The organism is Mycobacterium sp. (assembly GCF_035623875.1).
In the GTDB taxonomy this organism is placed as follows: Bacteria; Actinomycetota; Actinomycetes; order Mycobacteriales; family Mycobacteriaceae; genus Mycobacterium.
Genome location: NZ_DASPSP010000311.1, coordinates 18303 through 36363 on the forward strand (window position 1 = coordinate 18303; position 18061 = coordinate 36363).

Consider the following 18061-nt stretch of genomic DNA (forward strand, 5'->3'; position numbering starts at 1 on the left):
CTGGTGGGGTGAGAATCGACCGGCTCGGCGATCTTGGCGGCGCAGCCGAGGTGCTGCGCGCCATCGGCGACGCCACGAACCGGCTGGACCTGCCGCCGCCGGCCGCGCTGACCGGTGACTGGTTCGGCGCGTTGGCGGTGATCGCGCCGAGTGTGTCGATAGGACCCGTCGACCCCACTGAGGCATTCGCCGTGCGACCGGGTGCAGACAGCACGGCGGTCGGCGGTGGCTGGATCGGCTACCTGTCCTACCCCGATCCGGGCGCCGACGGACGGCCCGCGCGAATACCCGAAGCCGCGGGCGGCTGGACGGACTGCGTGTTGCGCTGCGACCGCGACCGGCAGTGGTGGCATGAGAGCCTGTCCGGCGCCCCGATGCCGACTTGGCTGACCCAAGTGTTGGCGGCGCCAACGCCGCCTTCGGCACCGGCGCGGCCTTACCGCATCGACTGGGACGCGGCCGACCGGCGGGCGCATCGCGGCGGCGTGCTGGCCTGCTTGGAGGCCATCCGGGCCGGCGAGGTTTACCAGGCCTGCGTGTGCACACAGTTCGCCAGCACGATTGCCGGCGAACCGCTGGACTTCTTCGTCGACGTCGTCGCGCGCACTGCGCCGGCGCGGGCTGCGTTTGTCGCCGGACCGTGGGGGGCGGTGGCCTCGCTGTCGCCGGAGCTGTTCTTGCGCCGTCGTGGCGAGGTAGTCACGTCGAGCCCGATCAAAGGCACACTGCCACTGGACGCTCCGCCGTCGGCACTGCGAGCCTCGGTCAAGGATGTCGCCGAGAACATCATGATTGTCGATCTGGTCCGCAACGACCTTGGCCGCGTCGCCGTCACCGGATCGGTCACCGTGCCGGAGCTGCTGGTGGTGCGGCCGGCGCCGGGTGTATGGCACCTGGTGTCGACGGTGTCGGCGCTGATGCCGGTCGAGCTGCCGATGTCGGCGCTGCTCGACGCCGCATTCCCCCCGGCTTCAGTTACCGGTACTCCCAAACTTCGTGCCCGACAACTGATTTCAGGCTGGGAGCGGTCTAGACGTGGAGTGTATTGCGGCACAGTCGGTTTGGCTTCGCCGGTCGCTGGCTGTGAGCTCAACGTCGCAATCCGCACGGTGGAATTCGACCCGGCCGGCAACGCGGTGCTGGGGTCCGGCGGCGGAATCACCGCCGACTCCGACGCCGACGCCGAATGGGACGAATGCCTGCACAAGGCAGCGCCGATCTTGAGTGCCTCAGCGCCGCGAACGCAGCACCGCGTCGTAGAGCTCACGCCGTGACGGGGCTCCCGGCGTAGCGGTAATCACCTGCGCGCAGGCGTCTTTGACGCCCATCCCGGTATCGACCAGAGCGTTCACTTCAACCACCAGCGTCGGCAGGTCAGCGCGCGGGGTGGCACCGGCCAGTACGACGGTGATCTCGCCCAGCACGCCGTCGGCCGCCCAGGTCGCCAGTTCGGCCAGCGATCCGCGGACCACTTCCTCATGCACCTTGGTCAGCTCTCGGCACACCGCCGCCCGGCGATCCCCGCCGAGTTGCTCGACCGCGTCACGCAGACATGCGGCTAGCCGGCGCGGCGATTCGAAGAACACTGTCGTGCGCCGCTCCTCGGCCAGCGATGCCAGCCAAGACTTTCGCGCCGACTGCTTGCGCGGCGCGAATCCCTCGAAGCAGAACTTGTCCGACGGCAGCCCCGAGACCGCCAGCGCGGTGGTCACCGCCGACGGACCTGGCAGACACCGCACCGGCAGACCGGCGTCCAGGCACGCCACCACCAGCCGGTGGCCCGGGTCGTTGATCAACGGCATCCCGGCGTCGCTGACCACCAGCACCGTGGCGCCCGCGCTGATCGCGTCGACCAGCTCGGGCACCCGGGACGCCTCGACGTGGTCGAAGAAGCTGACGACATTGCCGCCGATCCGGACGTCGAGCGCCTTGGCCAGTGTCCGCACCCGGCGGGTGTCCTCGGCGGCCACCACATCAGCCGACGACAGGGCGGCGATCAGCCGCGGTGACGCATCGGACGGCTGGCCCAACGGCGTCGCACCCAGCAACAGTCGACCACCCGTCATGGGGCACAGCCTACGATCGGTCGTGATGACTACCGCCCCGCCTGATGAAGTCGTCGCCACCGAGCGGGCAGTACCCGTTATCAGCCCCGGGCCGATGATGCCGGTACCCGACTTTGGTCCCGTCGACCGGTTAGAGGGCTGGGTCGTGACCGCGGTGATCGCCGCTCTCGCGGCGGTGACCCGGACGGTGAACGTGGGTTCGCCGACCGATGCCGGCACACCGATCTTCGACGAGAAGCATTACGCGCCACAGGCCTGGCAAATGCTGCACAACCACGGCGTGGAGGACAACCCCGGGTACGGCCTGGTCGTTCATCCACCGGTCGGCAAGCAACTGATCGCGATCGGCGAGGCCGTCTTCGGCTACAACGGGCTGGGCTGGCGGTTCACCGGCGCGGTACTCGGAATTTTGCTGGTGGCGCTGGTCGTGCGGATCGTGCGTCGGATCAGCCGCTCGACGTTGGTCGGCGCAATCGCCGGACTGCTGCTCATCGGCGACGGGGTCAGCTTTGTCGTGGCGCGCACCGCACTACTCGACGGCTTCCTGGCGTTCTTCGTGGTCGCCGCGTTCGGGGCGCTGATCGTCGACCGGGATCAGGTACGCGAGCGCATGCACATCGCGCTGATCGAGGGCCGCAGCAACGAGACGGTGTGGGGACCACGGCTGGGTGTGCGGTGGTGGCGGTTCGGCGCCGGGGTGCTGCTCGGCTTGGCCTGCGCGACAAAGTGGTCCGGGCTGTACTTCGTGATGTTCTTCGGGTTGATGTCATTGGCGTTCGACGTGGCGGCACGCCGCCAATACCGAGTGCTGCGACCCTGGCTGGGTGTCGTCCGCCGCGACCTGGGTCCCGCCGCCTACGCGCTGCTGCTCATCCCCTTCGGGGTGTACTTGGCGAGCTATGCGCCCTGGTTCGCCTCCGAGACCGCAATCGATCGACACGAGGTCGGCCAGTCGATCGGGCCGCAATCGAATTTCCCGCTACCCGAGGCGATCCGCTCGCTGTGGCATTACACCGCCAAGGCCTATCAGTTCCACGCCGGCCTGACGAATTCAGCGGGCAACTACCATCCATGGGAATCCAAACCGTGGTCGTGGCCGATGTCGCTACGGCCGGTGCTCTACGCCATCGATCAGCAGAACGTGCCGGGCTGCGGCGCGCAATCGTGCGTCAAGGCGGTAATGCTGGTCGGCACGCCGGCGATGTGGTGGCTTGCTGTGCCCGTCCTCGGCTACGCCTGCTGGCGGACGATCGTGCGCCGCGACTGGCGCTACGCCGCAGTGCTCGTCGGCTACTGCGCGGGCTGGCTGCCGTGGTTCGCCGACATCGACCGGCAGATGTACTTCTTCTATGCCGCCACCATGGCGCCGTTTCTGGTGATGGCGATTGCGCTGATTTGCGGCGACATCCTCTACAAACCGGATCAGGGTGCCGAACGCCGCACCCTCGGACTGATCGCGGTGTCCTGCTATGTCGCACTGGTGCTGACGAACTTCGCGTGGCTGTTTCCGGTGCTTACCGGTCAGCCGATTTCACAGTCCACCTGGGACATGGAGATCTGGTTGCCCAGCTGGCGTTGATCGTCGGCGTCGAGATTGCGCTCAGGGCTGTTGTTCCACGGTTATCCACAACCCTGCGCGCAATCTCACCGCCCGGACCGCAAAACGTCGGTGCGTCCAATCAGCGTCACGGCATGTCTGAAGTGTTCGTCGGCACCGAGATGCTTGCGCGTGGCGGACTCACCAGGGGGCAGTTGCGCTGGAATTACTCCGCAATATTTCCAGATGTCTATGCCCCGAAGGCGACTGCGCCGTCCCTGTGGCGTAATACCGTCGGCGCGTGGCTGTGGTCGGGTCGTAACGGCATCATCGCCGGGCGTGCTGCAGCGGCGTTGCATGGCGCCCTGTGGGTTGACCCGGTGACACCGATCGAAATGATCTGGCGTAGCGGCCGGCCACCCTCAGGGATTCTGGTCCGCAATGAGCGGATCGACGCTGACGAGATCGTCGACGTTGACGGGATGCCGGTGACCAGTCCCGCCAGGACCGCGTTCGACCTTGCTCGCCATCTGCCGCGTGACATCGCCGTCATACACGTCGACGCGTTGGCCCGCGCAACCGGCGTAAAGGCTTGCGATGCCTTGTCACTGGCCGAGCGTTATCCGAGGGCGCGAGGACTGCGCCGATCAGAGGTCGCACTTAACCTGATGGATTCAGGCGCTCAATCACCGAAGGAAACGTGGTTGCGGCTCGTACTGGTTGACGTCGGACTACCCGCGCCGAGAACGCAGATAAGGGTGACGGACGGTATCAATGAGGCATTCATTGATATGGGTTACGACGAACCCATGGTCGGCCTTGACTACGACGGCCAGCACCATAGCGCCGATCGCCGCCGGTACGTTTACGACATCGGCCGCGCAGAGTTGATCGAACGCGAAGGCTGGATCGACATTCACGTGGTGGCCGAACATAGCCGACGCTTTATCGTTCATCGGGTGTCGGATGCATTCGCCCGTCGCGGATATCCGTTGAAATTGCGCTCAGGGTCGTGATATTCGTCCACACACAACCCTGAACGCAATCTCAACGCAGCGGCCCTACAGCGGGTCACGGGCGGCGGGACAGCACATGCATCGGGGACCGCCCCGACCGGTGCCCAGTTCGGAGGCGGCGATTGTCAGCACCTCGATGCCGGCGTCCTCCAGACGCGCGTTGGTCCGCGCATTACGCTCGTATGTGACGACGACCCCGGGCGCCAGCGCCAACGTGTTGTTGCCGTCGTTCCACTGTTCACGTTCGGCGACAACGGGATCCAGCCCGGTGCCGATGACGCGCAACTTGTCGACACCCATCGCGGCGGCCGCGGCCTCGACGAACGGCGTTTCGTCCGAGATCTTCACGCCATCGGGTGTGCGCGCGATCGTGAATGCGGACAACGTGTCGACGACATTGGCATACATCACCACGGCGTCGGTGTCGACCATCGTGCACACGGTGTCCAGGTGCATCTGCGCACGCTCCTGGGCCAAGGGAACGGCCAGCACCGTGTTGGCCAGGTTGTCGTCGAACAGGCTGCGCGCCAAAGCTTCCGCACCGGCCGGTGTGGTCCGCTCGCCCACCCCGACCGCGACGACCCCCGGCGCCAGCAGCAACACGTCACCGCCTTCCACCGGCGCGGTGCGCGATTCGTAGGCGCGCCGCACACCGGTGAACCGCGGATGGTGGGCATAGATCAGGTCGGTCAAAGACGCCTCACGCGCTCGGGCCGGCAGCGCCAGCGACGGGATGACGATCCGGGGCCCTATCCAGATCGACGAGTCGCGGGTGAACACCAGGTTCGGCAATGGCTCGATGACGTAGTCGGTGCCCTGATGCATCCGACGCACCAGCGAGTCCTGCGCGCGGGCGTCTGAGGGTAGCTCGGCGAACGTCATACCGGCCATCAGCACTCGTGCCAAACTGACCGGATCCAGACCGCGCAGATAGGCCGAGAGTTCTTGCGCCAGCGGCAAGCCGAGCCGTGGAGCATCGACGGCGGCGGCGATGCCCTGCATTCTGGCAGCACCACTGCCGAGAGCTTCCGTCAACAGGTCGGACAGCAGCAGTACCTCGACACCGTAGGATCTGAGCAGCTGGGCGAACGCATCGTGTTCCTCTTGCGCCCTTGCGACCCAGGGCAATCCGTCGAACAGCAGATCATCGTTGTTACGCGGCGTGAGTCGGCGCAGTTCGGCGCCGGGTCGGTGCAGGATAGCCACCCGTAGCGCACCCACTTCGGAGTTGGACCCCAACTCGCTGCTACTCACACTTAGCACGGTAACCCGAACCGTCACCTCAAGTATGGTTCAGGTTATGGACGGCGAGGAACTGCTTCCCGGCGAGCTGGCCGCTCGGGCCGGTGTCGCGGTCTCGGCTTTGCACTTCTATGAGCGACAGGGGCTGATTACCAGCAGACGCACGTCGGGCAACCAGCGCCGCTACAGTCGCGACACCTTACGGCGAGTCGCCTTTATCAGAATGTCGCACCGGCTGGGCATTCCGCTGGCGCGGGTCCGTGAAGCGCTGGCCGCGCTGCCCACCGACCGGGTTCCGACCAGCCGGGACTGGGCGCGGCTATCCGCCGGCTGGCGGGCCGATCTCGACGATCGAATCGCGCATCTTCAGCGGCTGCGCGATAACCTCGCCGACTGCATCGGCTGCGGTTGTCTGAGCCTACGCAGTTGCGCGCTGTCCAACCCGGGAGACGTGCTCGCCAAGCAAGGCCCCGGACCGGTCCGCCTGTGAATCGAACAGCTGTGCGATAGACTCGGCGTCGTGGCGATTGCGGTACAGGAGTCGCTGTTCGAGTGCAACGAACGGAGGCCGCTGGGCAAGGGAGCCTGGATCGACATCCGCTCCGGATGGCTGGCCGGCGGCGACGACTTGTTGAGCGAACTGCTCATAACGGTGCCGTGGCGAGCTGAGCGTCGTCAGATGTACGACCGCGTCCTCGACGTGCCCCGGATGGTCAGCTTTCATGACCTCACTGTCGAGAATCCGCCGCACCCGCGGCTGAGCCGGCTACGCCGCCGGCTCAACGACATCTACGCCGGCGAGTTGGGCGAGCCGTTCACCACGGTAGGCCTGTGCTGGTACCGCGACGGGTCGGACAGTGTCGCTTGGCACGGCGACACGATCGGCCGCAGCAGCACCCAGGACACCATGGTGGCGATCGTCAGCCTCGGCGCCACGCGTACCTTTGCGTTGCGGCCCCGCGGCGGCGGGCCGTCGTTGCGTTTGCCGCAGGCTCACGGCGATCTGCTGGTGATGGGCGGTTCGTGTCAGCGGACCTGGGAGCACTCGGTGCCCAAGACGTCGGCGCGTACCGGCCCCCGGGTCAGTCTCCAGTTCCGGCCCAGAGACGTGCGCTAAGAAATCAGCTTCTGATTGCCGCGACCGATTTGACCAGCAAGTCGCGCGCTCGATTGGTGTCGATGGGAGTGGCGGGCTGGCCGGGTTGCAGCACCGGATTGGCGGTGACGATCACCTGATAGTCACCGAAGTGCGCGGAATAGTTGTAAAGCTCACCGCTGCGCGTCTTTCCCTGCACCGTCGTTTGCAGTACACGGTGCACTCCCAGGGTGCGTGTCCCTTCGATGTGCGGCGCGTCGACGACCTCGATGAGGCCGCGAATCCGGCCGCCCTGGAACGCCACCTTCTTGCAGTTTCGTCCCGGGTCGCTGAATGGCACCGGCTCGTTGGTCTGCACGGCCATGGCGATGAAACGGTTGCCATTCCCTTCGGCGGCCACGGCGGCCATGTTCCCTTGCAGACCCGGTGGCATGTCCTGGCCGACGACAAACGAGCTGCAACTGGGGGGATCGAACGTCAGCCCTGGCGGAAGTTTGTGCGTTGACAGCATCTTGGGATCGATTCCGGTCTTCGGGGTGGCCTTGACCTTGTAGCCCGGCCCGAAGTCTGACTTCACCTGGGAAATCTTGGTGATGTCGGCGGCGGGGGCGGTTTCCGACGGTCCATGAGATGAGCAGGCCGCCAGCAAGCACGTACTTCCGACCACGGCCGCTATCCTCATCACCCGCGTCAATCTAATGTACCGCCCTCACGCACGTAACGCCGACACCGCTTTCACCAGCAAATCGGCCGCGAACTGCGGCGTCAGCGGCGAATCCGGCGAGCCGGGGTCACTGATCACCGTGGTGAAAACGTAGTAGTCGCTGAGATAGGCAGCGAAAGTGGTTGCCCGGGAGCCGATTTCATTGCCTCCTTCGACCGACGTGGTGATATCGGCAGCCATGCCAAGGGTTTTGGCGCCGTCGATCCGGGGCGGATCGACCAAATGAACGCGGGCCGTGGCACGCCCGCTGGTCATGATCCACTCGCGGCACTGGGTAACCAGCGACTGGTCCAGCGCAACCGGGCCCGTCGGCGGCGCCGCGACCACCGCGTACACGATGCCGCCCGCGCCGGATCCCGAAACGCCCTGGGCGGATTGGCCGTGACCGCCGGCCGGGTCGGCCAACGCCGCGCAGCGCGCAGGGGTGGCTGCGCCGTCCCCGCCAAGGCCCCAGGTCGCCGGTGCCGCGGCCTGGCCCGAAATCCCGGTCACCTCATAGCCGGGCGGCAGTTCGCGTCCCACCCGCCTGATGTTGGCGGGGTTGACGTGACGAGCCGGCGTGCTTTGCGAAGGCGCCGGCGCGGGTTGACGTGCATGAGCGCATGAGGCGAGCAGCAGCAGAGTGACGACCACCGCAGCGACTCGGAGTCGCATACTAGCCGACAGCCCGAATAACTTGGCGCGCAATGTGTTTGATCTTAATGGTCATATCGCGGCTTAACGGAAGGTCGCGCGGATCGGGCACGTCGATAACCGTGGTGACCACCCCGACGTCGTCGCGCTCCCAGAAAGCGCCGTAGTGGTCCATGATGGTCCGCATCGCAACGTTGTCGGCGAGCATGCGGCCGGAGAACTTTTCGACTCCGTCGACCCGGGCGGCGACGGAGAGCGCGGCGATCAGGAAGGAACCGATCCCGCGGCCCTGGTAGGCGTCGCCCACGGTGAACGCGATCTCGGCGACCGCGGGATCATGGTCGTCTCGAACGAAGCGGGCGTCGGCAACCGGGTTGCCATCCTCATCGATCATCACCCACACGAAGTGGTCGACGTAGTCGACCTCAGCCAAGTAGTCCATCAGCGCCGGGCTGGGAACGCGCGGTGACATGAACCGTCGATACAGCGTGTCAGTGGAGAAGCGGACGTGTCCCTGCATGGTGCGCTCGCTGTCGCCGGGCAGCACCGGACGAAGCAGCAGTTCTGTTCCGTCGCGAACCCTGACCGGGATCGGCGTGAGGAAGGCGGCCAGTCGCTGGCGGACCGTGCGCACCAACCGGCCCATGACCCCCGGGATGTGCACCATCCGCGCGAACGCGTCGTTGTCGCCGATCCAGCCGGTCAACGGTTCGGTGGTGGTCACGGTCGCCGTCCGCGGGATGTCACGCAGCAGTGCGATCTCACCGACGATCGTGCCGGCGGACACCTGCTCGACGGTCACGACGTCGTCGTCTCCGACGTGCCTGATCTCGGCGGTACCCGACGAGATGAGCAGAAAGGAAACCGCCTGCTCACCCTGTTGCATGAGGACCTGACCTGCAACCGCCCGCAGCGGCTGCAGGCTCGCTGCCAGCGGCATCAAGTCCTCGGGCGGACAGCCCTCGAAGATGTCCAATGCGGCGAGTTCGCCCGCGCGCAGCGCGGTCAGTTCGGTCACGATGCCTAGTCCGCCCCTGTCGCCGTCTCATGCACGCCGGGTCGGCGACCCTGGTCGCGGTCCGACGATGCCAAGGTTATGGGCTGGGTTCGGGTTGCGGCAAGGATGCACCAGACTCACGGGATGGACAACACCGACGATCCGCTGCAGGCAACCCGCAATTTGCTCGATCGCACGGCTACCGTGCGGCGCGGTTTCCTCGACGTGCTAGATGAATCAACGGCGCCTGAAGTTCCCACGTTCGCCCAGCGGGCGATGAACAGCCCGTTCGTCGCAGGTGTGTACGAACGACTGTGGCGCCCGGTTGCGTTCTACGTTGCCAGCGGCATCACCACCGGCGCAGAGCAACGCCGCGCGGCCGAGGCACTACGTCTGTCCCGCGCGCACAGGTTGCTCGATGTCGCCTGCGGCCCGGGTAATTTCACCGGCCAGTTAGCACAACGACTACCCGACGGCGGCCTTGCCGTCGGGTTGGACATCTCCGAGCCGATGCTGACGCGCGCCGTGCTGGACAACAGCGGACCACGCACCTGTTACATCCGCGGCGACGCCGGCACGCTGCCGTTCGCCGATGAAACGTTCGACGCCGTCTGCTGTTTCGGCGCTCTCTATCTGATGCCCGAGCCGTTTCGGGTGGCCCGCGAAATGGTGCGGGTACTCACGCCGGGTGGTCGGGTGGCGATACTCACCAGCTACGCCGGACAACGGGCGCCGGTTCGGCGCGCGATGACCGCAGGCGCGCGCGTTATCGGGCTGCGCATGTTCGATCGACACGCGTTCGTCGACCTGTTCAGCTCCACCGGCCTGGTCGACGTCGAGCAGCAGACCCAACGCTCGTTGCAGTTTGTGACTGCCCGCAAGCCCGGATGAGCGCGGGTCAGGCCATCGAATAGAAGCCCTCTTCGGTCGACTCCGCAGCGAAGGCTCCCCGCGCGGCCAGGGCATGCGATTTGAACACCTGGGCGGCGGCGCTCGGCCGGTGTCGGACCGGGACGACCCTGCAATTCAGATTCGGCGGTTGGCGCCGGCCCCAGAGCAGGACATCGGTCGCATTGCCCTTGCGGGCCGACAGCACCAGCCGGCGAACCGGCTCGTTGGTCACAAACACGTCGGTGGCAACGGCAAGCACATGTGGACGGGGCAGATTGCGCGCGCCGTCCGGTCCGGCCACCGGCGCCGCGACTCTGCCGCCCAAGATGCGTATCGCCCGGTCATCGGCGTTTCCCTCGACCGCAACGGTGACATCCCATCCCGCCATCGCCCGATCGAAGATCAGCCCGCCGACTGACGTGACCACATCGGCGATGTTCGTCGCGACCACGTGCAGCCGATACCGGTCGGCGTCTTCGGGTGCCGGACGCTGCGCCGGGCTAGTCAGTTGCGTGCGGGGGCTGGCAGGAGCGGCCACAAGCTGTCCATTCGGCTGGCTAGACGACTTTGATTGACACTACGAATATAGAGTAGTCTGGAGCAGAACGAAAACCTAGTACACCGCAGAGGTCTGCTTTGACACCAAAACCGCCTGTCACAGGCCGCTACACTGCCGGCATACAGAAGAGACGCAAGCCAAATCCGGACCAGCGCCGCCGCGAACTGTGCGATGCGGCGATCCAGCTGCTGGCCGATGACGGTGCCAAGGGGCTCAGCCATTTGAAGGTCGACGCACGCGCCGGCGCGCCCGACGGCACCACCTCGTTCTACTTCCGCACCCGCTCAGCACTGCTGCGCGCAGTTGCCGAGCGGATGGTCGAGCTCGACCTGGCCGCTTTGCAGTCGGTCGCCGACCGGGCCGCTTTGCAGTCGGTCGCCGACCGGGCCGGCCTCGACGACGGAGCGTCGGCCTCCACCCTGGCGAACCTGGTCATCCAGTCCGGGGAGGAGCCGCAGCTGAGCCGAACCAAGGCGCGCTACGAACTGACCATGCAGGCGACCCGCGATTCGGAAATTGCCGCAACCCTGCAGCGCGCTACCGACGCATTCACCAAGCTGCATCACGACATCTTGGTGCAGCTACTGCCACACGGCGCCGAACTGGATCCTGCCGTCGTCGACGATCTGAGCAACGTCACGCTGACGTTCATCAACGGACTTCTACTGCGCTTCGCCCACGGCGACCGGATCATCGACAGCCCGGAACAGCTCGACGCCGTCCTGTCGGCCGTCGTGACAGGGATCTTGCGCAGCGAGCAGCAGGGACGACTCACCCACACCGGCGCCTCGCTGCAGCCGCGCCGCCGGCGGTCATCGTCTAACCGCTAGGCCAGGCGGCTCTTGCCCACGAAAGGCTGATGTGGTTCTCTACGACAATAGAGTTAAGCGGCGGCGCCTGAGCCGGCGAGCGCGGATGGATTAAGCAGAAAGTACAAATCACCCGAACCGCCTCAGACGCTGACACACTGGCGGCATCGACCCCGGCATGCGGAGCATCCGGGTGTGGAAGTTGTAGCGAAAGGCAAGATTTCGTGACGATCAGCACCGACGGAGATGTCCAAGACGTCTGTGACGTCTATTACGATCCATACGACGTCGTCCTCAACGGCGACCCCTATCCCATGTTCGCGCGACTGCGCGAGGAAGCGCCGCTGTACTACAACGCGCAGCACGACTTCTATGCGTTCAGCCGGTTCGCCGATGTCGACAAGGGCCTGGTCGACCACGGAACGTTCAGTTCAGCACGGGGCATCATCCTGGAGTTGATCAAGGCCAATCTCGACATCCCACCCGGCATGCTCATCATGGAAGATCCGCCGATCCATGACGTGCACCGCAAGCTGCTGGCCCGGATGTTCACCCCGCGAAAAATCGCCGCGCTCGAGCCCAGGATTCGCGAATTCTGCGCCCAGTCAATGGACCCGCTCATCGGAACCGGACACATCGACTTCGTCGCCGACTTAGGAGCCCAGATGCCGATGAAGGTCATCAGCCTGCTGCTGGGCATTCCGGAGGACGATCAGGAATTCATCCGCGACCACACCAACGCGCAGATGCGCACCGAAGCCGGAAAGCCCATGAACGCCGAACAAGGCTTGGTCACCGGCGAAATCTTCGCCGCCTACATCGATTGGCGCGCCACGCATCCGTCCGATGACATCATGACCGAACTGCTCAACGTCGAGTTCGTCGACGACACCGGCACCGCCCGCCGACTGACCCGCGACGAGTTGCTGATCTACCTCAACGTCGTGGCCGGCGCAGGCAACGAGACCACCACGCGGCTGATCGGTTGGGCCGGAAAGGTTCTCGCCGAACACCCGGATCAGCGCCGCGAACTGGCAGGCGACCCGGCGCTGATACCGCAGGCCATCGAAGAACTGCTGCGCTACGAGCCACCGGCACCGCACACGGCCCGGTACGTGACCCGCGACGTCACCTGCTACGACCAGACCGTGCCCGCAGGCAGCGTGATGATGATGCTGATCGGGGCCGCCTGTCGCGACGACCGCCAATTCGGCCGCGATAGTGAAGAATTCAACATCCATCGGCCTGCTCACCAGCACCTGGCCTTCAGCGTCGGCACCCACTTCTGCCTGGGCTCGGCGTTGGCGCGCCTGGAAGGCCGAATCGCGCTGGAAGAGATCCTCAAACGCTTTCCGGACTGGGAAGTCGACCTGGCGAATGCGCGACTCAGCCCGACGTCGACGGTGCGCGGGTGGGAGTCGATGCCGGCCCGGACATTGTGAGGCGGCGATGACTGGTCGCGTTGAAGGCAAGGTCGCATTCGTCAGCGGTGCGGCGCGCGGCCAGGGCCGTAGCCACGCCGTCCGATTGGCCCAAGAGGGCGCCGATATCATCGCGGTCGACATCTGTCGGCCGGTCGACAACGTGGTCTACCCGGCGGCGACGCCGGCCGACCTCGCCGAGACCGCCGACCTGGTCAAGGGTTACGACCGCCGGATCGTGGCCGCGGAAGTCGACGTGCGCGACTACGACGCCCTAAAGGCGGCTGTCGACAGCGGCGTGGAGCAACTCGGCCGACTCGACATCATCGTCGCCAACGCGGGGATCGGCAACGGCGGCAACAAGTTGCATAAGATTCGCGAAAACATCTGGCAGGACATGATCGATATCAACCTGTCCGGGGTCTGGAAGACCGTGAAAGCCGGTGTGCCGCATATCCTCGCGGGCGAGCGAGGTGGCTCGATTGTGCTGACTGGTTCCGTCGGGGCGCACAAGGCCCTCGCGCACACCGGCCACTACATCGCGGCCAAACACGGTGTCGTGGGTCTAATGCGCGCGTTCGCAGTCGAACTCGGCCAACACCGAATCCGGGTGAACTCGGTGCACCCCAGCCAGGTCAACACTCCGATGACCATGAACGACGTGACGTTCAAATTGTTCCGACCGGACCTAGAGAATCCGGGACCAGACGACTTCGCCACGTTCTCGCAGATGACGCACACGTTGCCGGTGCCCTGGGTGGAGGCCACCGACATCAGCAACGCCGTCCTGTTCCTCGCCTCTGACGAATCTCGTTATGTCACTGGCGTTTCGCTACCCGTTGATGCGGGGGCTTTACTCAAGTAGACACAAGGAAGTGGAGAGTCATATGCCTGAGTACGACTATGAAAAACTGAAGAAGGAAGCCGAGCAGTACATCAAGTTCGAGAAGGATAAGAAGAACCGGATCGCTTATATCACCTTTGACCGTCCCGAGGCGCAGAACTCGACCACGTTGGGCATGCGCCAGAACTACGCCGACCTGATCCACAAGTGCAACGTCGACGACGACGTCAAGGTTGTGGTGATCCGCGGCGAAGGGCAGGATTTCGGCAGCGGGGGCGACCTTCCCGAACAGCGGCCGATGCTGGAGAACCCTGGTCTGCCGCTGCTGCATGAACTCGCCATCAACGACGACGACGTCAAGTATCCGCCGGGCGGCTCATACCGATACCTGTCCACCGTCACCGACTTCTACGCTAAGGCCCGCGCCGGAAACCGCCCGCTTCAGGAGCTTCGCAAGATCAGCATCATCGAGGCCAAGGGCTACTGCTACGGCTGGCACTTCTACCAGGCCGGCGACGCGGATCTGGTGATCTCTTCTGACGATGCGCTTTTCGGGCATCCGGCCTTCCGTTACGTCGGTTGGGGACCACGCCTCTGGTGGTGGGCCGAGACGATGGGCTTGCGGAAATTCTCCGAAATGCTGTTCACCGGGCGCCCGTTCAGCGCGAAAGAAATGTACGAGTGCGGCTTCGTCAACAGCGTGGTGCCCCGCGACAAACTGGAAGACGAGACGCTGAAATACGCGCTGGCGTGCTCGCGCTCTCGTCCCACCGACACGGTCGCGGTGCAGAAGACCTTCCTTGAGCTGTACAAGCAGCACAAGGGCGAGTACTTCGGCAGCCTGCTCACCGGGATGGTTGAAGGCATGTTGCCACTGATTCAAAACGACGCGCAAGAGGTCGACCTCACCGAGGGCACCTTCGAAAAGGGTCTCAATAAAGTCGTCAAGGACAATGACCTGAACTTCCCACCTGAGTGGCGGCTCAGCCGTTCGGGACGCAACAAGCCCTGACGTGTTGAGGGAGTGCATGTCGGCACTGACTGGTATCAGGATCGTCGAGCTGGCCGAATCAGTCGCCGGAGAATACTGCGGGAAATTGCTCGCAGACTTCGGCGCCGAGGTGATCAAGATCGAACGCCCGGATTGCGGCAGCCCGACTCGGGCGATGGCCCCGATCATCGGCGATGGAGGCGGGCCCGAGCGCAGCGCGCTGTTCGCCTACCTGAATACCAACAAGCGTTCCGTCGTGGTCGATGTGTCCTGTGCCGCCGAGATCGAGAAGTTGCACCAGATCATCGCCACGGCCGACGCGGTCGTCGACGATCACGCGCCGTCTTGGACCGAAGCGGTTGGCTTGTCAGCGGCGGAAGTTCCAACTCGGCACCCCACCGTGGTGTTCTGCTCGATCACCCCGTATGGCGGCCAGGCCCCGCCCGAGTTCCAGAATGCGAAGAGTCTCAACGTCTTCAACAGCAGCGGATGGGGCTACCACACGCCCAGCCACGCCGATCCGGCCAAGCCGCCGCTGCAGGGACCCGGCCGTTTCCTCGCCGACTACGAGGCCGGGCTGGACGCGGCGCTGTGCGTCGCTGCATCGTTGTTCCACCATTTGCACAGTGGGCGTGGCCAATTCATCGATGTATCGCAGCACGCGGTGCTGGCGTCGCGCGCCGACTGCGTGCTGGGCAGGTTCATCACCGGAGAGATCGCGCCGGAAAACACCCGCGATGATTACGACCAGCAGGGCCCAGCCTCCTTCTTTGCGTGCGCGGATGGGTTCGTCTACCTGTACATGACCAGCCGCAATCACTGGATGGGTCTCAAAAAGCTGATGGGCCAACCGGAATGGCTGGACGAGTTCGACGACGACTGGCTCGAGTTCTCGGTCACCCCGGAGAAGGTGGCGGCATTCCAGGACGGGTTTACCAAGTGGGTCGCCGGCCGGACCAAAGACGTGGCAGCCGAAGAGGCCCAGCGGTTGGGAGTGCCCCTGGTGCCGGTCAAAAGCGCTGCCGACCTGAAGAACTCACTCCAGTACCGTCATCGCGGCTTTTTCCAGCATGTCACTCATCCGGTACTGGGCACCGCGGCTTACCCAGGCGTTCCCTACCTGATGACTGCATCGCCGGCACGCATCACCAGTTCGGCACCTACCCTTGGCCAGCACACCGCCGAGATCGCGGGCAGCATCGACACACCACGCCCGTCGCCGACGGTGAAGTCGGCACAACTCAAGCCGCCGAAGGTGTCACGAGGTGGCCCGTTGGAAGGAGTGCGGGTCGTCGAGCTCACCAAGGTGTGGGCCGGTCCCTACGCCGGCAAGTTACTTGCGTTCCTGGGCGCCGAAGTGATCAAGGTCGAAAGCTCCGCCAACCCCGACGAGATGCGCGCCTACGGCGGCACCGACATCAACCACGCGCCCTACTTTCTGTCCATCAACGCCGAAGTGCTCAGCGTGGAGTTGGATCTCAAGTCAGCGGCGGACATCGACCGGCTTCACCACCTGATCGCCTGCAGCGACATCGTCATCAACAATCTTCGGCCCGGGGCGATGGAGCGGCTGGGACTCGGTTACCAGCAGCTGAACTCGATCAAGCCGGACATCATCTCGGTGTCTATCAAGATGTGGGGCAACGACGGACCGCTGGGCTATCAGACCGGCTACGCGCCCTGCTTCGCCGCATTGGCCGGACTCGCCTCCCTGGTGGGTTATCCGGGCGGGCCGCCGCTCGGCACCAGCATGCGTTACGGGGATTCCACCGTCGGCGCGGCCGCCGTGTTCGCCGCCGTCGCGGCATTGCTGCATCGCGATTTGAGCGCGGAAGGCCAGTTCGTCGACGTGTCGGCGGTGGAGACTCTTTCCTCGATGATCGGCGATTGTCTGCTAGAACAGGAGCTCACCGGCAGGCAACTCGGCCCTGACGGCAACCGTCATCCGGATATGTCCCCGCACAACTGCTATCCCTGTGCGGGCGGCGACTGGATCAGCATCGCCGTGGCCGACGACATGCAGTGGCGCGCATTGTGCGACGTCCTCAGTGCCGCCGCGCTCGCCGACGACGCGCGCTATGCCGCCGTGTCGGACCGACTCGAACACACCAACGCACTCGACCGCGACCTCGCCGGGTTCACCAGCAGCCACGACGCCGGGCAGCTGGCGCAGCGGCTCAGGTTGGCCGGTGTGCCGTCGAGCAAGAGCGCGACATCCCTCGACGTGATCAGCGATCAATTGCTCTGGGACCGGGAGCTTTATCGCTTCGTCAGCGATCATCGCGAAGGGCAACGACCGATCGTGGCGGCACCGTGGCGAATGTTGGTTGCTCCGGCCCAGATCGCGCGGGGCGCTCCGGACCTTGGCGAGCACAACGACTATGTTCTGAACGAGATCTTGCGCGCCCATGCGACGGACAGAACATGACCGAGACGTTGGCTGGCACCGCGGCCTTGGTGACCGGCGCCAGCAGCGGCATCGGCGCCGCGACGGCAAGGGGCTTGGCGGCGCACGGGGCTGCGGTCGCCCTGCTCGCCCGCCGCGCTGACCGGCTGGATCACCTCAAAGCCGAGATCGAATCGGCCGGCGGCACCGCGCTGGCGGTGGCCGCCGACGTGACCAACGCCGAAGAAGTCGCCGCGGCGGTGCAGCGGACCGTTGACGAGTTGGGACGACTCGACACCGTGGTCAACAATGCCGGGCTGATGCGGATGGCACCCGCTTCCGAAGCGCCGCTGCAGGATTGGGACGATCTGGTGCGGGTCAACGTCCAAGGCGTCTTGTACGTGACACGGGCCGCGGTCCCCCACCTGATCGACGCGGCCGCGACCTCACCACGCGGTGTCGCCGATCTGGTCACCATCAGTTCCACCGCCGGCTGGGTCGCCCGACCCGGCACCGCCGTCTACTCGCTGACGAAATTCGGGGTGAATGCGTTCAGTGAAGGCATCCGCCAGGAGTTGTTGGGCAAGCGGGTACGGGTCGGCGTGGTGGGGCCGGGCACGGTCGACACCGAGATCAGCGACCACCTCTCCCCGGAGTCGCGTAAGGCATTCGATCGTCAAACCGCCGACATGGTGAAGTTGGCACCCGAAGACATCGCCGACGCAGTGCTGTACATCGTCACCCGCGACCGGAGAGTGGCCGTCAACCACATGTTGGTCCGCGCTGCCGAACAGACCTGGTGAACGACGCAGCGGCCGACGATCGTTGGGTCACCGGCGATCACTTCGG

General features: G+C 65.3%; 18 protein-coding genes. 12 read left to right on the forward strand and 6 right to left on the reverse strand.

Translation table 11 applies throughout. The features are described 5' to 3' along the window. Nucleotides 1–8 precede the first annotated feature (8 nt). Nucleotides 9–1274 (forward strand): aminodeoxychorismate synthase component I, encoded by a 1266-nt coding sequence (locus VEI45_RS25075; protein WP_324857318.1) that lies wholly within the window; start codon nt 9–11, stop codon nt 1272–1274. Here the strand turns inward: VEI45_RS25075 and rsmI are convergent. Further along, complete coding sequence (rsmI, locus tag VEI45_RS25080; protein ID WP_324857320.1) at nt 1230–2066, reverse strand: 16S rRNA (cytidine(1402)-2'-O)-methyltransferase; 837 nt, start codon at nt 2064–2066, stop codon at nt 1230–1232. The genes VEI45_RS25075 and rsmI overlap by 45 nt on opposite strands. A gap of 25 nt (nt 2067–2091) precedes the next feature. Between rsmI and VEI45_RS25085 the strand changes: the two genes are divergently transcribed. Next, nucleotides 2092–3645 carry a dolichyl-phosphate-mannose--protein mannosyltransferase gene (locus VEI45_RS25085; protein WP_324857322.1) on the forward strand — a complete coding sequence of 518 codons (1554 nt, stop codon included), beginning with the start codon at nt 2092–2094 and terminating at the stop codon, nt 3643–3645. A gap of 113 nt (nt 3646–3758) precedes the next feature. Continuing rightward, the gene (locus VEI45_RS25090) at nt 3759–4619 is read left to right on the forward strand and encodes a hypothetical protein (protein WP_324857324.1); all 861 of its coding nucleotides are present in this window, start codon (nt 3759–3761) and stop codon (nt 4617–4619) included. Between the two features lie 45 nt (nt 4620–4664). Here VEI45_RS25090 and arcA read toward each other — a convergent pair whose 3' ends face one another. Further along, on the reverse strand, nt 4665–5873 hold the full coding sequence (gene arcA / locus VEI45_RS25095) for an arginine deiminase (protein ID WP_324857326.1): 1209 nt from the start codon (nt 5871–5873) through the stop codon (nt 4665–4667). Between the two features lie 46 nt (nt 5874–5919). Here arcA and soxR point away from each other — a divergent pair, with 46 nt between their 5' ends. Further along, complete coding sequence (gene soxR, locus VEI45_RS25100) at nt 5920–6351, forward strand: redox-sensitive transcriptional activator SoxR (protein WP_324857328.1); 432 nt, start codon at nt 5920–5922, stop codon at nt 6349–6351. 30 nt (nt 6352–6381) lie between these two features. Continuing rightward, complete coding sequence (locus VEI45_RS25105) at nt 6382–6978, forward strand: alpha-ketoglutarate-dependent dioxygenase AlkB (protein ID WP_324857330.1); 597 nt, start codon at nt 6382–6384, stop codon at nt 6976–6978. 4 nt (nt 6979–6982) lie between these two features. On the opposite strand, the gene VEI45_RS25110 is transcribed toward VEI45_RS25105, so the two are convergent. Genes VEI45_RS25110 through VEI45_RS25120 form a run of 3 tightly spaced genes read right to left on the reverse strand, consistent with a single transcriptional unit; the run spans nt 6983 to nt 9332 of the window. Continuing rightward, nucleotides 6983–7639 carry a DUF5642 family protein gene (locus VEI45_RS25110; protein WP_324857356.1) on the reverse strand — a complete coding sequence of 219 codons (657 nt, stop codon included), beginning with the start codon at nt 7637–7639 and terminating at the stop codon, nt 6983–6985. Between the two features lie 27 nt (nt 7640–7666). Beyond that, nucleotides 7667–8335: a DUF5642 family protein gene (locus VEI45_RS25115; RefSeq protein WP_324857332.1), complete on the reverse strand. Its 669-nt coding sequence runs from the start codon at nt 8333–8335 to the stop codon at nt 7667–7669. A 1-nt stretch (nt 8336) separates the two neighbouring features. Continuing rightward, nucleotides 8337–9332: a GNAT family N-acetyltransferase gene (locus VEI45_RS25120; RefSeq protein ID WP_324857334.1), complete on the reverse strand. Its 996-nt coding sequence runs from the start codon at nt 9330–9332 to the stop codon at nt 8337–8339. A gap of 123 nt (nt 9333–9455) precedes the next feature. Here VEI45_RS25120 and VEI45_RS25125 point away from each other — a divergent pair, with 123 nt between their 5' ends. Continuing rightward, nucleotides 9456–10202: a class I SAM-dependent methyltransferase gene (locus VEI45_RS25125; RefSeq protein WP_324857336.1), complete on the forward strand. Its 747-nt coding sequence runs from the start codon at nt 9456–9458 to the stop codon at nt 10200–10202. A gap of 7 nt (nt 10203–10209) precedes the next feature. Here the strand turns inward: VEI45_RS25125 and VEI45_RS25130 are convergent, their stop codons facing one another. Then, on the reverse strand, nt 10210–10740 hold the full coding sequence (locus tag VEI45_RS25130) for a hypothetical protein (RefSeq protein WP_324857338.1): 531 nt from the start codon (nt 10738–10740) through the stop codon (nt 10210–10212). 140 nt (nt 10741–10880) lie between these two features. Here VEI45_RS25130 and VEI45_RS25135 point away from each other — a divergent pair, with 140 nt between their 5' ends. The 6 genes from VEI45_RS25135 (at nt 10881) to VEI45_RS25160 (ending at nt 18015) form a co-directional block, all read left to right on the forward strand. Further along, nucleotides 10881–11591, forward strand: a complete 711-nt coding sequence (locus VEI45_RS25135; RefSeq protein ID WP_324857358.1) for a TetR/AcrR family transcriptional regulator — start codon at nt 10881–10883, stop codon at nt 11589–11591. Nucleotides 11592–11794: 203 nt separating this feature from the next. Further along, nucleotides 11795–13012, forward strand: a complete 1218-nt coding sequence (locus tag VEI45_RS25140; RefSeq protein ID WP_324857340.1) for a cytochrome P450 — start codon at nt 11795–11797, stop codon at nt 13010–13012. A gap of 7 nt (nt 13013–13019) precedes the next feature. Then, nucleotides 13020–13856, forward strand: a complete 837-nt coding sequence (locus VEI45_RS25145) for a mycofactocin-coupled SDR family oxidoreductase (RefSeq protein WP_324857342.1) — start codon at nt 13020–13022, stop codon at nt 13854–13856. Between the two features lie 22 nt (nt 13857–13878). Then, complete coding sequence (locus VEI45_RS25150) at nt 13879–14847, forward strand: enoyl-CoA hydratase/isomerase family protein (protein ID WP_324857344.1); 969 nt, start codon at nt 13879–13881, stop codon at nt 14845–14847. 16 nt (nt 14848–14863) lie between these two features. Continuing rightward, nucleotides 14864–17254, forward strand: a complete 2391-nt coding sequence (locus VEI45_RS25155; protein ID WP_324857346.1) for a CoA transferase — start codon at nt 14864–14866, stop codon at nt 17252–17254. Further along, entirely contained in the window at nt 17251–18015 is a 765-nt protein-coding gene (locus VEI45_RS25160; RefSeq protein ID WP_324857348.1) for an SDR family NAD(P)-dependent oxidoreductase, read from the forward strand. The genes VEI45_RS25155 and VEI45_RS25160 overlap by 4 nt, the downstream gene beginning before the upstream one ends. Nucleotides 18016–18061 lie beyond the last annotated feature (46 nt).

Bases quoted from the DNA above. Each gene is read 5' to 3' on its own strand.
- rsmI (WP_324857320.1), bottom strand. From the start codon at position 2,066: ATGACGGGTGGTCGACTGTTGCTGGGTGCGACGCCGTTGGGCCAGCCG.
- VEI45_RS25085 (WP_324857322.1), top strand. From the start codon at position 2,092: ATGACTACCGCCCCGCCTGATGAAGTCGTCGCCACCGAGCGGGCAGTA.
- VEI45_RS25090 (WP_324857324.1), top strand. From the start codon at position 3,759: ATGTCTGAAGTGTTCGTCGGCACCGAGATGCTTGCGCGTGGCGGACTC.
- soxR (WP_324857328.1), top strand. From the start codon at position 5,920: ATGGACGGCGAGGAACTGCTTCCCGGCGAGCTGGCCGCTCGGGCCGGT.
- VEI45_RS25110 (WP_324857356.1), bottom strand. From the start codon at position 7,639: ATGAGGATAGCGGCCGTGGTCGGAAGTACGTGCTTGCTGGCGGCCTGC.
- VEI45_RS25115 (WP_324857332.1), bottom strand. From the start codon at position 8,335: ATGCGACTCCGAGTCGCTGCGGTGGTCGTCACTCTGCTGCTGCTCGCC.
- VEI45_RS25125 (WP_324857336.1), top strand. From the start codon at position 9,456: ATGGACAACACCGACGATCCGCTGCAGGCAACCCGCAATTTGCTCGAT.
- VEI45_RS25145 (WP_324857342.1), top strand. From the start codon at position 13,020: ATGACTGGTCGCGTTGAAGGCAAGGTCGCATTCGTCAGCGGTGCGGCG.
- VEI45_RS25150 (WP_324857344.1), top strand. From the start codon at position 13,879: ATGCCTGAGTACGACTATGAAAAACTGAAGAAGGAAGCCGAGCAGTAC.
- VEI45_RS25155 (WP_324857346.1), top strand. From the start codon at position 14,864: ATGTCGGCACTGACTGGTATCAGGATCGTCGAGCTGGCCGAATCAGTC.
- VEI45_RS25160 (WP_324857348.1), top strand. From the start codon at position 17,251: ATGACCGAGACGTTGGCTGGCACCGCGGCCTTGGTGACCGGCGCCAGC.